At 44.1% G+C, this 13,907-nt stretch carries 12 protein-coding genes; 7 read left to right on the top strand and 5 right to left on the bottom strand.

The window, feature by feature from the left end:
- The first annotated feature begins 243 nt into the window (after positions 1-243).
- The 6 genes from HOP38_RS05195 (at position 244) to HOP38_RS05170 (ending at position 6,521) form a co-directional block, all read left to right on the top strand.
- Complete coding sequence (locus tag HOP38_RS05195; RefSeq protein WP_038223187.1) at positions 244-1,125, top strand: DUF72 domain-containing protein; 882 nt, start codon at positions 244-246, stop codon at positions 1,123-1,125.
- Positions 1,126-1,308: 183 nt separating this feature from the next.
- A complete protein-coding gene (cmoA, locus tag HOP38_RS05190) occupies positions 1,309-2,037 on the top strand; it encodes a carboxy-S-adenosyl-L-methionine synthase CmoA (RefSeq protein ID WP_006075038.1) in 729 nt (242 codons plus the stop codon).
- A gap of 67 nt (positions 2,038-2,104) precedes the next feature.
- Positions 2,105-3,082 carry a tRNA 5-methoxyuridine(34)/uridine 5-oxyacetic acid(34) synthase CmoB gene (gene cmoB / locus HOP38_RS05185; protein WP_198557584.1) on the top strand — a complete coding sequence of 326 codons (978 nt, stop codon included), beginning with the start codon at positions 2,105-2,107 and terminating at the stop codon, positions 3,080-3,082.
- Positions 3,083-3,240: 158 nt separating this feature from the next.
- Complete coding sequence (locus HOP38_RS05180; protein WP_006075035.1) at positions 3,241-3,975, top strand: ATP-dependent zinc protease family protein; 735 nt, start codon at positions 3,241-3,243, stop codon at positions 3,973-3,975.
- Positions 3,976-4,028: 53 nt separating this feature from the next.
- Positions 4,029-5,534, top strand: a complete 1,506-nt coding sequence (locus HOP38_RS05175) for an inactive transglutaminase family protein (protein ID WP_006075034.1) — start codon at positions 4,029-4,031, stop codon at positions 5,532-5,534.
- A gap of 3 nt (positions 5,535-5,537) precedes the next feature.
- Positions 5,538-6,521, top strand: coding sequence for an alpha-L-glutamate ligase-like protein (locus HOP38_RS05170; RefSeq protein WP_006075033.1), 984 nt, complete (start codon positions 5,538-5,540; stop codon positions 6,519-6,521).
- 116 nt (positions 6,522-6,637) lie between these two features.
- Here the strand turns inward: HOP38_RS05170 and HOP38_RS05165 are convergent, their stop codons facing one another.
- Positions 6,638-8,755, bottom strand: a complete 2,118-nt coding sequence (locus HOP38_RS05165; RefSeq protein ID WP_198557583.1) for a methyl-accepting chemotaxis protein — start codon at positions 8,753-8,755, stop codon at positions 6,638-6,640.
- Positions 8,756-8,931: 176 nt separating this feature from the next.
- Between HOP38_RS05165 and xthA the strand changes: the two genes are divergently transcribed.
- Entirely contained in the window at positions 8,932-9,738 is an 807-nt protein-coding gene (gene xthA, locus HOP38_RS05160) for an exodeoxyribonuclease III (RefSeq protein ID WP_198557582.1), read from the top strand.
- A 150-nt stretch (positions 9,739-9,888) separates the two neighbouring features.
- On the opposite strand, the gene HOP38_RS05155 is transcribed toward xthA, so the two are convergent.
- The 4 genes from HOP38_RS05155 to HOP38_RS05140 form a co-directional block, all read right to left on the bottom strand.
- Entirely contained in the window at positions 9,889-10,572 is a 684-nt protein-coding gene (locus HOP38_RS05155; RefSeq protein ID WP_006075030.1) for an ABC transporter permease, read from the bottom strand.
- A 2-nt stretch (positions 10,573-10,574) separates the two neighbouring features.
- On the bottom strand, positions 10,575-11,315 hold the full coding sequence (locus tag HOP38_RS05150) for an ABC transporter permease (protein ID WP_006075029.1): 741 nt from the start codon (positions 11,313-11,315) through the stop codon (positions 10,575-10,577).
- A gap of 121 nt (positions 11,316-11,436) precedes the next feature.
- Entirely contained in the window at positions 11,437-12,207 is a 771-nt protein-coding gene (locus HOP38_RS05145; RefSeq protein WP_031494603.1) for an ABC transporter substrate-binding protein, read from the bottom strand.
- Between the two features lie 91 nt (positions 12,208-12,298).
- Positions 12,299-13,069, bottom strand: coding sequence for an ABC transporter ATP-binding protein (locus HOP38_RS05140; RefSeq protein WP_198557581.1), 771 nt, complete (start codon positions 13,067-13,069; stop codon positions 12,299-12,301).
- Positions 13,070-13,907: the final 838 nt, after the last annotated feature.

The following is a 13,907-nucleotide window of genomic DNA, read 5'->3' as shown; positions in this document are numbered from 1 at the left end:
TGGGCAAGTGACTATTATCTAGCCAACTTACATTACACCCATAAAATCAAAGGTTCATTTATACTCGGAAAATCGTCTAAAATCGACCTAATTTGACAGAATTGTTGTGTTTAATTGCCAGTTGCGGCACTAGAACTCTTGAAATGGATAAAATATCAACAAATCCTGTTGATACGATCTAAGCCAGAACATTACAGTCAATACACGAGATGCCATAGATGGAAACGAAAGCAAGGGAAGATGATGAGCGAGCTTAAGTTAAGATTGGGTTTAACCATGTGGTCACACAGTGATTGGCAGCACTCATTCTATGGTAAAGGTACCAAGCCAAATGAGCGCTTGGAGCGTTATGCATCTGTTTTTCACACTGTGGAAGGCAATACCACCTTTTACGCTACACCGAATAATTCTACTGTCGATAGCTGGAATCGTGCGACTCCTGAAGATTTCCGCTTTACCTTCAAGCTCCCAAAACAGATCACCCACGAGCAAATGCTCACTCAATGCCGAGCAGAGCTAAACAACTTCCTCAAAGTTATGGAACCGCTGCACTCGAAAATTGGTATGTGGACGATTCAGCTTCCGAGCAGTTTTGCTCCCGAACACCTCGCATCACTGCAATCTTTTTGCCAGTGGTTCCCTAGCGACATGCCGTTGGGGGTTGAGGTTCGCCATTTGGGATTTTTCAATAAATCTGATGACGAACGACGGTTTAACCAATGGTTAATGGAGCAAAATATCGACCGAATTATTATGGATAGTCGTCCTGTTTTCGCGGCCAAGCCGGATACCCCTGCCGTCATCGATGCTCATGAAAAGAAACCAAAAGTACCTGTTCACGCTATTGCAACCGCAGAACATCCAATGATCCGCTTTATTGGTCACCCAGATATGGAACAAAATCTTCGCTTCTTTAAGCCTTGGGAAAACAAACTTGCCGAGTGGGTTCAACAAGGTAAGCAGCCTTACGTTATGATTCATACTCCTGACAATGTCGAAGCGCCTGAGCTTGCCATTAAGCTTTATGAAGTGCTAAGCCAGCATTTGGCGACGCTACAAACAACGCTTTCCCCACTCAACGCAATTCCAGCATTGCGCGACGATCATCAAATTTCAATGTTCTAATTCATTACTGCGTGTCTATCTCTCACTGATTTGACCTAACACAAGTTGCGATACAGTTACGTAGGATGACTTTTCTTGATGAATAACGTAAAATGCGCGCCTTTTTTATTGCCTCTGAACTTGTACTTAGCAAAGCGCTGAACCAAGTTTAGGACTGAGTGAGACCGCATGGGGAACAATGATATGCAGAACAAAGATACGATATTCTCTGCACCTATCGACAAAATTGGTGACTTTACCTTCGACGAACGCGTAGCGGAAGTCTTCCCAGATATGATTCAACGCAGTGTGCCGGGTTACAGCAATATTATTTCTGCTATTGGCATGCTGGCTGAACGCTTTGCAAAGCCTCACTCCACTATTTATGACTTAGGCTGTTCCTTGGGCGCTGCTACGCTATCTATGCGTCGTAACATTACTCAAGAAGGTTGCCAAATCATTGCGGTCGATAACTCTCCAGCTATGGTTGAGCGTTGCAAACTTCATGTGAACGCTTACCGCTCTGATACTCCAGTTAGTGTCGTTGAAGCTGATATTCGTGATATTGATATCACCGACGCATCCGTTGTGGTGCTTAACTTTACGCTTCAATTTTTATCTCCAGAGGATCGTCGAACTCTGCTTGAAAAGATCTACGCGGGTTTGCGCCCGGGCGGTATTTTGATCTTATCTGAGAAATATGTGTTCGAAGACGAAAGCGCCAATGAACTATTGATCGATTTGCATCATGACTTCAAACGCGCCAATGGCTACAGCGAGCTCGAAATTAGCCAAAAGCGCAGCGCCATTGAGAACGTCATGCGCCCAGACTCAATTGCAATGCACAAAGCACGCTTTGAAGAGATCGGTTTTAGTAGCTGTGAAGTTTGGTTCCAGTGTTTCAACTTCGGCTCTATGTTTGCTATTAAATAGCGTATTACGACCATTACCTAGATATACCATTAGCGAGATATCGCTAAGTTTAAAATTAGAGAATCCAATGTTTAATTTTGCAGACTTCTACCAACTTATTGCTCAAGATACACGCCTACAGCCATGGCTTAATGTGTTGCCTCAACAGCTGACTGACTGGCAAAACGCTCAGCATGGCGATTTTGATCGTTGGTTAAGAGCCCTAGCAAAGATTGATGTAGGTCAGCCTGATAACGTAGAGCTGAAAGACAGTGTAACTATTTCAAACTCTGAGCCACTGCCCACTGGCGAAATGAAAAAGCTTGAGAGCTTACTGCGTACTTTCCACCCTTGGCGTAAGGGTCCGTACCATGTTCATGACATTCATATTGATACTGAGTGGCGCTCTGATTGGAAATGGGATCGCGTGCTTCCACATATCTCACCGTTAAATAATCGCTCTGTGCTGGATGTTGGCTGTGGTAACGGCTATCACATGTGGCGCATGCTAGGTGAAGGCGCACGTCTATGCGTGGGTATTGACCCATCACACCTATTCTTGGTCCAATTTGAAGCGATTCGCAAAATGATGGGCAACGACCAACGCGCTCATTTACTGCCACTGGGTATTGAACAGCTTCCAGAACTGCAAGCGTTTGATACGGTATTCAGCATGGGTGTGTTGTATCACCGCCGTTCGCCGCTCGATCATCTTATTCAACTAAAGAACCAGTTGGTACCGGGTGGCGAGCTGATTTTAGAAACCTTGGTGATTGAAGGTGATGAGAATGCAGTCCTAGTACCGCACGATCGCTACGCTCAAATGCGCAATGTTTACTTTTTCCCGTCAGCACGTGCACTGAAAGTTTGGCTCGAGAAAGTTGGCTTTGAAAATGTACGTATCGTTGATGAGAACGTGACGACAATCGGTGAGCAACGCACTACCGAATGGATGACACATAACTCGTTGCCTGAGTATCTAGATCAGAACGATCCTAGCAAAACTGTCGAGGGCTACCCTGCTCCTCGTCGCGCTATCTTAATTGCTGATAATCCAAGCAATTAATTAATCGCAAGTGTTGTATACGTCTCACTTTATCGAGTTTTGACATGACGTTTATAACTCTAACGGAGCTCTGACAATAGGGAGTATCAAACTCCCTTATTGATCAGCTAAAATCCATACCACTTCCTGTTCCATTATTTACTGTTTTAGGGTTTAAGATGTACAAACGCTTGGCACCACTTGTCGCCATCGGTTTACTTTCCGGCTGTTCCACTATTAATCACCAAGAACTTCACCAAAGTACACTCAATGCAATCGAGCAATCCGAGCAACGCCTCGAGAATCGCCTCACCAATATCGACCTGCAGTTGAGCAACCAAACTGACTACATCGATAGTTTGGAATCTGAAATAATCGCACTTAATGAACAAATTAAGGTACTAGAAAACAATCAAGTAGAAGGATTGGAGAAAATTGATGACTCCAAGCCTCTGCCAGCAATCGTTGCTGTGCCTTCAATTTCAAGCCCTGTAATCTTAGGCTCAGTTGAAAAAGTAAAACTCGATGTTTTAAAACAAACCTTCGATGCGCGTGTCGATACTGGAGCAGCAACCTCTTCATTAAATGCTGCCGATATTCAAGCGTTTGAGAGAGATGGGAAGCAATGGGTGAAATTTCACCTCGTTAATGACAAGGTTAAAGAGCAGGAAAAACGTTGGATTGAAGCCCCTGTACTCCGATACGTTAAAATACGCCAATCTACCAGCGATGAAATGGAACGTAGAGCTGTAGTTGAATTGTGGATCCGTGTAGGAAAAATCCATGAAAAAGCGCAATTTACACTGGCGGATCGCTCGCAAATGACCCACCCTATACTACTAGGAAGAGAATTTATCAAAGATATTGCTTTAGTGGATGTAAGTCAGCAATATATACTTTCATCTAACAAATAAATCTCTTTTGAATAACACTTTCAGGGAAAGCAATTACAATAATAAGGTTGTTTATGACTTCACGTATTCCATTTTACCTATCAGTAGGCTTACTGATTGCCGCAGGTATTGCGCTTAGTGTCATCAGACACGAGACGTACGGCGTTCCATGGACTCCAGGTGAAACTCGCCAAGTCTGGGATATCGAAGCTAGAGTTGAATTTAACGCCATTGGCAAGCCCGCCAAAGTTTCTTTAGCGGCACCTTATACTCAAGAAGGCTTTACACTCATTGGAGAGTCAGCATCTTCACCAGGTTACGGTGTTTCGTATGTTGATTCTGATGCAGGACGCCGAGCAGAGTGGTCAATCCGCCAAGCCCAAGGTCCTCAAACCATCTACTACAAAACTCAATTTCTTGTTGATGACCAAGCGCTCGCTAACTCGACACCTCCTACAGAAGAAATCATTAAACCGACCTTTGATGGTCCAGAAGAAGCCGCTGCTATTGCCCTCGTAGAACGCGCCACCTCTCGCTCTTCTGACAATATCACTTTCACTCGAGAACTTATCAAAGCACTGAACGATGGTGATAGCCAAAACTCGGCGCTCATTCTGAACAGCATGACTAAGTTGCAAGCAGCCTCTAAGCTTCTAGCGTATGCTGATGTTCCCAGCAAAGTTGTCGGTGTGATTGAATTAGAAGATGGTCGTCGCCGTCAATCCAGCCAACAAATGTTGCAAGTTTGGGATGGCAAAAAGTGGCAAATTTTCTCTCCGGAAACAACCGAAGGTAAAAAACAACAGAACCTATTGGTTTGGGATGAGTCTAACGTCTCTTTGCTTGATGTCGTCGGTGGTAAAGACAGTAAAGTTCATTTCACCATGATTTCGCAAGAGGTATCCCCTCAAGAAGCAACAAACAGTAAAGTTGATGCTGACGGTCTTCTTAACTTCTCTATTCATAGCCTGCCTCTCGAAGAGCAAGCCATGTTTAAGACCATCATGCTAATACCAATTGGTGCCTTGATTGTTGTATTCCTGAGAATACTGATTGGCCTGAAGACCTCAGGTACTTTCATGCCAGTACTGATTGCCGTAGCATTCGTTCAAACACAGTTAGTCACCGGTATTGTCGGCTTCTTACTGATAGTGGGTACTGGTCTGGTGATCCGTAGCTATCTATCTAAACTCAACTTACTATTAGTTGCCAGGATATCAGCGGTTATCATCACCGTTATTTTGATTATTTCAGTCTTTACCGTCGTTGCCTTCAAGATTGGTCTCACCGAAGGTCTGTCGATTACCTTCTTCCCAATGATCATCCTGTCTTGGACAATCGAACGTATGTCGATTCTATGGGAAGAGGAAGGCGCGAAAGAGGTTGTACTGCAGGGTGGTGGCTCACTACTCACAGCGGTTCTGGTTTATCTTGCGATGACCAACCCATATGTACAGCATCTGACGTTTAACTTTATCGGTCTGCAATTGGTTATCCTTGGCGGTATCCTAATGCTAGGTACTTACACAGGCTACCGTCTGACTGAGCTACGCCGTTTCAAACCTCTAACGGAGGACTAATTTATGCTACGAAAGCTAACCAGTCCTTTTAAGTTACGTGAACGCGGTATCATGGGTATGAACCAGCGTAACCATAGTTACATTGGTCGCTACAATGATCGTTCTAAATACCCGTTGGTTGATGACAAACTTAAAACCAAAATCATCGCAGAGAAAGCTGGCGCAACCACGCCAGCCTTGATTGGCGTTATTCGAAGCCAAGTTGAAGTTAAAACCATCCATGAGATGGTCAAAGACTGGCCAGGATTCGTAATTAAGCCTGCTCAAGGCAGTGGTGGTAAAGGTATCTTGGTAGTCACAGAGCACAAAGATGGGGTCTACACCAAACCATCTGGTTCTACCATTAACAAAGAAGACGTTGAACGCCATATCAGTAACGCGCTAGCGGGACTGTTCTCATTAGGTGGTAAGAACGATGTAGCGGTAGTCGAAAACCTCATCAAGTTTGATGATTGCTTTGAAGGCTTTAGTTACGAAGGGGTTCCTGACGTTCGAATCATCGTATTCCAAGGTTATCCAGTGATGGCGATGATGCGTCTTTCTACATCTGCATCCGACGGCAAGGCCAACCTTCACCAAGGTGCAGTAGGTGTTGGTATCGATATCGCTACCGGTAAAGCGGTTAGAGCGGTTCAGTTTGACCAACCTGTAACTCACCATCCAGACACTGGCAAAGAGCTTGCAACGCTCGCAGTACCTCACTGGGAACGACTCCTCACTCTTGCCTCTAGTGCTTATGAGATGACAGGCCTTGGCTACATGGGTACGGATATGGTGTTAGATAAGGAAGAAGGGCCAATGGTGTTGGAGCTTAATGCTCGTCCTGGTCTTGCGATTCAAATCGCCAATGGAAGTGGCATCTTACCGAGACTGCAGCACATCGAATCGTTAGGCGAACCAAACCCGTTCACCTACCCTTCTCCAGAAGAGCGCGTTGCCTATGCGGCTAAGATGTTTGGGCACGTTAATGGGGAAGAAACGTCATAACTTTTCCTTGATGATGTCTTTTCTGCACTGACTTCTGTCTTCGCTGAATTGTTAAAGTAAAACGCGACCCATTAGGTCGCGTTTTTTGTTATTACCGTTATGTTCAGTTGGAGCAGTTACACCTTGAATTGGCTCATCAACCCTTGTTGCTCGCTAGAAAGCTGGTTAATTTCTTTGCCCACTTTTTCTGAGTCTCCCGCCTTCTCTAAGATTTGAGCACTTAAATCACGAATGTTACTTACGTTTTGATTAACTTCCGCCGATACAGATTGCTGCTCTTCTGCTGCCTTAACAATCTGGCTATTCATATCGTTAATCGCAGAGATAGACTCGAAGATGCTGCTCAGTGCTGCCACGGCTTGCTGAACATGCGTCGCCGTAGAATCTGCAAGTTGTGACCCTTCTTGAATCGCGCTCACCACATCACGTGTTCCCTTCTGGACACGCTCAATAACTTCTTGGATTTCGCCGACCGAATCATGAGTACGACTTGCTAGACTTCTAACCTCATCTGCAACTACCGCGAACCCACGACCTTGCTCCCCTGCTCGCGCTGCTTCAATGGCAGCATTGAGTGCCAGTAAGTTAGTCTGCTCGGAAATGCCTTCAATTACCGCGAGGATCTCTGTGATATTAGTGTTGTTCTTCGCTAGCTCTTCTACCACCGGAACGGTAGCTTTCATCTGTTCAACCAAACGAACCATTTCACTGGCTGACAGTTCAACGACTTCCTGACCTTGGCTAGCAGACTCATTTGCTGAAGCCGCAGCTTGCACCGCAACCTCAGCATTTTGCACCACGAGTGACGCCGTTTGTGTCATCTCTTCTGACGCAGTTGCAACGAGGTCAACTTCTCTAAATTGAGCTTCACTACTCTCTCGTGTCGCAACCGCTGTGGCATTGGCACTTTCAGCTGTACCAGCAATGCGTTCAGTGGTTACGGCAACTTGTTGGATCGTCGTTTGCAATTTTGCTAAAAATGCATTGAACTGCTCTGCAAGCTGACCTATCTCATCGCCCGATTGGACTTCCAAACGCTGCGTTAGGTCCCCCTCTCCACTAGCAATATCCTCTAAGCGAGTAACTACCTCTCTAATTGGCTTAACTAGACGTAGCGACATTAGAGCAATGATGACGAGCCCTACAATGACAAAGCCAGCACCCACTAAGACTTCAAATACAATTCCTTCTTCTAACTGCTTAGAGATAATGCTATCAAGCTCAATAGCATCACTGAGAACGCTGCTACGAGGCATATCAAAGAATACGCCCCATGTCTGATTAGCAATAGTGACTGGATTAAATACCGTTAACCACTGACCATCTGCACTCCATTGAGCGCTAGCTTCTTCTCCAAACATCAGGTCTGTAATCTGCTCTGACGATAAAATGGCACTTTGATAAGGAGAGCCAACTTTAATACTCGAATCGTCACTGGCAATTACACTTTCATCGAGGCTGATGATGTTCACGTGTCCACTGCCATTAAAGAGGCTGGCATCTGACTCCATAACGGTATTGGCGAGCTCAGTCAGTTTAAGGTCGATACCTAAAAAACCAATTAACATGTTATCGACTTCAATTGGAATTGATAGCGATGAAGTGAGGTGTTGCTGATCACCAATGGCACTGAGTCGTGGGGTACTGACACACGATGCTTCGGTAGCGAGAGGACAATAGAAGCGTTCCCCATCTTCTAAAGCGTCAAGCTTACGCTTAGTTAGAACCGTGCGGATGGCATTCTCACCCGTCTCGGTGATTTGCCAATAAGTCGCAAATTGTCCAAGCTCATTAGAACCAACATAGTCGGCTCCCTCATAGTTTGAATCTTCTCCATCAAGCATATTTGGCTTGAAGACTAAGTATGCGCCTTGGATAGAAGGAAACTCGATAACGGCCTGTCGAATCATTTCATCCAGTGCCGTTCGCAGATCCTCACTGGGGACGAAATTTTCTTCTGCGTTATACTTTTGGAACTTAGCGTTGGCGATCAACATTTCCGCACGGTAAATCGCTTCATTGAAATAATCTTTGACTTCTCGTGCGTTAATATCCGCACGAGCTTCAAGTAACGCCTGTGATTTTTCAACCACCGATTCGGAACTGAGTGTCTGAATTGCTTTTTGGCTGTTGATGGCGTTATAGAGTGAAAAGCCTATCAAAGCTATGGAAGTAAATAGCAAGCAACAGCCTGCTAACACCGTGATTTTCCACTGCACGGAAAGAGTTCGCATAGTACATCCTTTTTGCAAACGTGAGCCAGTATGTTTTTTTATCGACGTATTGTCGTTTTTATTTAGCGATTTATTACATCATTTTTACATCTTCACCTCAACTGAAGCGTTGTACGTTCAGGATGCTCAATGCTAGTATTTTGACCCTGATATAAAAATCACAGGATTAGTGAGAAATGAAAGTCATCAGTTTTAATATCAATGGCCTACGCGCTCGGCTTCATCAACTTCAAGCTTTGATTGATAAGCACCAGCCAGACGTCATTGGTTTGCAAGAAATCAAAGTTCATGACGAGGCCTTCCCAGTAGAAGCGGTAGAGGCTATGGGCTATAAAGTCTATTTCCACGGCCAAAAGGCACACTATGGTGTTGCTATGCTTTGCAAGCAGGAGCCTATCTCGGTCCATAAAGGGTTCCCTACCGACAACGAAGATCATCAAAAACGTATGATCATGGCAACATTCGAAGATGCTAATGGCGACAAAGTGACCGTGTTAAATGGCTACTTCCCTCAAGGGGATAACATTAGCCATGAGACCAAGTTTCCTTATAAAGAAGCTTTCTACAAAGATCTGATGACCTACTTGAATGAGCACCATAGTAATGATGAGAAGCTTATCGTTATGGGTGACATTAATATCAGTCCAATCGACCTAGATATCGGCATCGGTGAACCAAATCGTAAGCGCTGGCTCAAGACTGGTAAGTGTTCCTTCCAACCAATTGAACGTGAGTGGTTACAGACTCTACTCGACTGGGGCTTCGTAGATACATTCCGTCAGCTGCATCCAAACGTCGATGATCAATTCTCATGGTTTGATTACCGCTCTCGCGGTTTCGATGATAATCGCGGCCTACGAATTGACGTGGTATTGGCTACGAAGAGTCTTGCTGAAACGTGTTCAGAAGCAGGTATTGATTACGAACTACGTGGCATTGAGAAGCCATCTGATCACGCGCCAATTTGGTCTGTGTTTGGCTAAACCAAGCTCTGGTGTGCGCTAATATAACGTCATTCCTGCCTAGAACAGGAATCTGCCCAAAGCGTAGTGTAAAAACAAAATCCCCGATCATCACTTTCGTAACAATCGGGGATCATAATTCTAATTATTCTTTCTTAAGGAATAACTACATCACTGTGACTCTAGTGGTCTCATATACGCTAGGAATCGCTTCTCTGCTTTCTTAAATACCCAAAGAATAATGAAGGTTAGTCCCATATAGAACAAACCTGCAGTCAGGAATGATTCAAATGGCGCATAGTAACGAGAGTTCACTAAGCGAGCAGCACCGGTCAAATCCATAATAGTGACGATACCAGCTACCGCCGAACCGTGAAGCATGAAGATAACTTCGTTACTGTACGCGGGTAAGGCTCTGCGTAATGCGCTTGGCAAAATAATGCGACGATAAGTCTTCCAAGGACTCATTCCATAAGCTTTTGCAGCTTCGACTTCACCTTTTGGTAAGCCATTTATCGCACCGCGGATAATTTCTGCCGTATACGCTGATGTGTTAAGTACAAACGCGACTAACGCACAGAACCATGCGTTTTCCCACAACGTATCTTTGACTGGGAAGAATTGGTCCATGCCGTAGTAAATCAAATAAAGTTGAACCAACAGTGGCGTACCACGGAAGAAATAGATAAAACCCCACGATGGTAAACTGAATAAATAATTTGTGCTGTTTCTAGCTACCGCTAAAGGTATTGCCACACACAAACCAATCACAAGGGCTAGCGACACCAACCATGCGGTAGTCCAAAGGCCGTCCAGATAGACTGGGAAACTTTCTACTATCAATGAAAAGTCCATATCTACCTCACATGAATACTAAATTTGCGCTCCACCAGCTTTAAGAAACCGGTTGAGATGCTGGTGAACAGTAAGAAGATAATCGCCACCGACATATAGAAGGTAAATGGCATCTTGGTTGAACCTGCCGCTAATGAACTCACGCGTACCATGTCTTCTAGTCCAATGATGGAGACTAGTGCAGTTGTCTTAAGAAGTACCAGCCAGTTATTGCCAAACCCCGGTAAAGCATGTCGAATCATTTGGGGTAGAAGTATACGTCTAAATGCTAAGACAGAGCTCATGCCATAGGCCTTCGCTGCTTCCATTTCACCTTTATCAACGGCCATGATTGCACCGCGGAAAGTTTCGGCCATGTAAGCACCAAAGATAAATCCGATAGTTAATACCCCTGCAACGAATGGAGATACATCAATATAGTCAGGTAAGTATGAAGTCCACTCATGATTCGGGTCACTGGACATAAACCAGTTGTTGAGCCATTCGTTGACGGCGTACAAACTGTTATTGAGCAGTATTTGTCCGCCAAAGAAGATTAGCATCATTAAAACGAGATCTGGGATGCCTCGAATAATGGTAGTGTAAAGTGTCGCTATCGCACGTGCCCACTTATAGGGAGCAAGCTTAGCGAGCGCGCCTAACATACCTAAGAACATAGCAAGCAATAGCGAAAGTATTGCCACTTCTATGGTTAGTACGGCCCCTTTTAATATTGAGGCTTCATATCCTTGTAAATCGAGCATAGTTCCTTCCAACAGCACAGCAAATTTGTTGGTAAGTCATACTAAAAAACACCTGTGACACGCTTTTTAGTAAAAGGGCCTGAGACTAGCTCAAGCCCTTATCGTTATTTAAGCTAAGTGATTAGTCGCCGTATACATCGTAGTTGAAGTATTTAGCTGCAATCTCTTGATACTTACCTTTCTCACGTAGAGATTTGATAGCCGCATCAAGTTGCTTAGTTAGGTCTTTGTCTTGTTTACGAACTGCGATACCCATACCTTCACCAAACCACTTAGGATCTGTCAAAGAAGGGCCAACGAACTCGTACGCGTCACCGCCATCTTTATTGATTACACCTTCTTCAAGTGCTGATGCATCACCAAGAACAGCAACGATACGACCGTTTGCTAGGTCCAAGTATGCTTCATCGAAAGAGCCGTAACGAACGATTTCCACTTGGTCACCGTAGTTATCTGTTAGGTACTTGTCGTGCGTAGTTGCACGCTGTACACCAATTTTCGCACCATTTAGGTTATCAAAGTCCAAGCCAGCGCCTTTCTTAGCGATAAACTTGTTAGGGATTTGTGCGTATTTACCAGTAAAGTCAACTTTCTTCTTACGCTCTTCCGTGATAGACATTGCTGCGATAATTGCGTCATATTTACGCGCCAATAGTGAAGGAATGATGCCATCCCAATCTTGAGGAACGATCACACACTTCGCCTTAAGCTCTTCACATAATGCGTTTGCCATATCAACGTCAAAACCTTTTAGTGAACCGTCAGCTTCAGTCCAGCTAAATGGAGGGTAAGCACCTTCAATACCGAAGCGCACAGTTTTCCATTCCTTAGCTTGTGCTACTCCAGTTGCTGCTGTTGCAGCAAGTGCTGCTACCATTAACCACTTTTTCATTTCCATACTCCTGTGATTGAGATTTTTGTTATTAATGTTGTGTTTGTTTGATTGTTCTCGGAACCTAGGTTCCGACATGCCACCCTCTATATTAGTAGATGGATGAGATAAATTGTTGTAAACGTTCAGATTCAGGGTTAGTGAACAGTTTGGCAGGATCACCCTGCTCTTCAACTAGACCTTGGTGTAAGAACATCACATGATTTGAAACGTCACGGGCAAACGCCATCTCGTGAGTCACTACCAACATGGTGCGACCTTCTTCCGCGAGATCTTGCATTACACCCAGAACTTCACCTACCAGTTCTGGGTCCAAAGCAGACGTTGGCTCATCGAAAAGCATAACTTCAGGTTCAACTGCCAGTGCGCGAGCGATAGCAGCACGCTGCTGCTGACCACCAGAAAGGTGCCCTGGGTAATAATCTTTACGCTCATACAAGCCTACTTTTTTAAGAAGCAGTTCTGCATTTTCAATAGCTTGAGCTCTCGGCACGCCCAGAACATGAACGGGTGCTTCAATAATATTTTCCAGCACCGTCATATGAGACCACAAGTTGAAACCTTGAAATACCATAGCCAAGCGAGAACGGATTCGCTGAACTTGTTTTTCATTGGCAGGAAGAGACTCACCCGAACGATTGCGCTTCATTTCGATTAACTCACCGTTAACCCAAATTTCACCCTCTGTGGGTGTTTCAAGAAGGTTGATACAACGAAGAAATGTACTTTTTCCAGAACCAGATGAGCCAATAATCGAGATGACATCACCTTTGTGTGCAGAAAGGGAAATCCCCTTTAAAACTTCATTTTGACCAAAGGTCTTGTGCAGTTCTTTTATGTCCAGCGCTGGTACATCATTCATGCGCTTGTGCTCCCTGTATATTATTGACTGCTATGCCTATTATTAGAGGCGAAAGGTACTCCGACCTTTTATTCGTTCGATACAAGCTAGCACTACAATGTACAGTTTGCAACAAACTATTAACCTGTTTTTATTCTTAACACAGCGATTGTATCTGACGATTTATGCAATTTAAAGAGTTTATAACTTATAATTGTGAATAATCTTTACTGAATGCTGCACATTTAGTCATTGGTGATTTTTTATTCTCTACGTGGATTTATTGCACAAATGTTACACAAAACAATCATAATTTAGCCCTTATCTCTACCATACATCAAAATATCGGAATATAAGCCTACCTAATGACGCATTAGCTAAGATAATGAGCTAGTTGAGTGTTTTGATAGTTAGATCAAAATACTGAGTACAAGCACTGGTATTGATTACTCTTGGCTTACTTCGCCCTCCACAGCCCCTAATGGTTGTTTTATAAGCAAACCCACTTCGTCAACATCTGAGTTTCGTCACCACAATCAAATAAACTTCGTCAATCTCACTGCCGACTCCATTAACTGGGGGAGCAGCCAATACTTATTGATAAAAATGATGTTGTTCATAAAATTTTCATATTGAAAGTCGCTTACGCTCACTGTTAATAAAGTGCGCTGATTCAAACAACTGTTGTAGTTTTCTTTCACATTTTTTCTTAAAGTGATCAAGATCAATCAAGGTCTTAGTGTTGCTTGTTAGACTCGGCTCCATTGATATAGCACGAATTATTCACCCCATTTTTAGGAATCTCGTCTATTCTTAGCACGTCGTTAACGTGCAGCAGCCTAGCCAAGTCGGTGTGAAC

Source organism: Vibrio mediterranei (assembly GCF_013364395.1).
In the GTDB taxonomy this organism is placed as follows: domain Bacteria; phylum Pseudomonadota; class Gammaproteobacteria; order Enterobacterales; family Vibrionaceae; genus Vibrio; species Vibrio mediterranei.
Note: the sequence above shows the minus strand (reverse complement) of the source record. Positions and strands in the feature narration are given on the sequence as shown.

Bases quoted from the DNA above. Each gene is read 5' to 3' on its own strand.
- HOP38_RS05195 (WP_038223187.1), top strand. From the start codon at position 244: ATGAGCGAGCTTAAGTTAAGATTGGGTTTAACCATGTGGTCACACAGT.
- cmoA (WP_006075038.1), top strand. From the start codon at position 1,309: ATGCAGAACAAAGATACGATATTCTCTGCACCTATCGACAAAATTGGT.
- cmoB (WP_198557584.1), top strand. From the start codon at position 2,105: ATGTTTAATTTTGCAGACTTCTACCAACTTATTGCTCAAGATACACGC.
- HOP38_RS05180 (WP_006075035.1), top strand. From the start codon at position 3,241: ATGTACAAACGCTTGGCACCACTTGTCGCCATCGGTTTACTTTCCGGC.
- HOP38_RS05175 (WP_006075034.1), top strand. From the start codon at position 4,029: ATGACTTCACGTATTCCATTTTACCTATCAGTAGGCTTACTGATTGCC.
- HOP38_RS05170 (WP_006075033.1), top strand. From the start codon at position 5,538: ATGCTACGAAAGCTAACCAGTCCTTTTAAGTTACGTGAACGCGGTATC.
- HOP38_RS05165 (WP_198557583.1), bottom strand. From the start codon at position 8,755: ATGCGAACTCTTTCCGTGCAGTGGAAAATCACGGTGTTAGCAGGCTGT.
- xthA (WP_198557582.1), top strand. From the start codon at position 8,932: ATGAAAGTCATCAGTTTTAATATCAATGGCCTACGCGCTCGGCTTCAT.
- HOP38_RS05155 (WP_006075030.1), bottom strand. From the start codon at position 10,572: ATGGACTTTTCATTGATAGTAGAAAGTTTCCCAGTCTATCTGGACGGC.
- HOP38_RS05150 (WP_006075029.1), bottom strand. From the start codon at position 11,315: ATGCTCGATTTACAAGGATATGAAGCCTCAATATTAAAAGGGGCCGTA.
- HOP38_RS05145 (WP_031494603.1), bottom strand. From the start codon at position 12,207: ATGAAAAAGTGGTTAATGGTAGCAGCACTTGCTGCAACAGCAGCAACT.
- HOP38_RS05140 (WP_198557581.1), bottom strand. From the start codon at position 13,069: ATGAATGATGTACCAGCGCTGGACATAAAAGAACTGCACAAGACCTTT.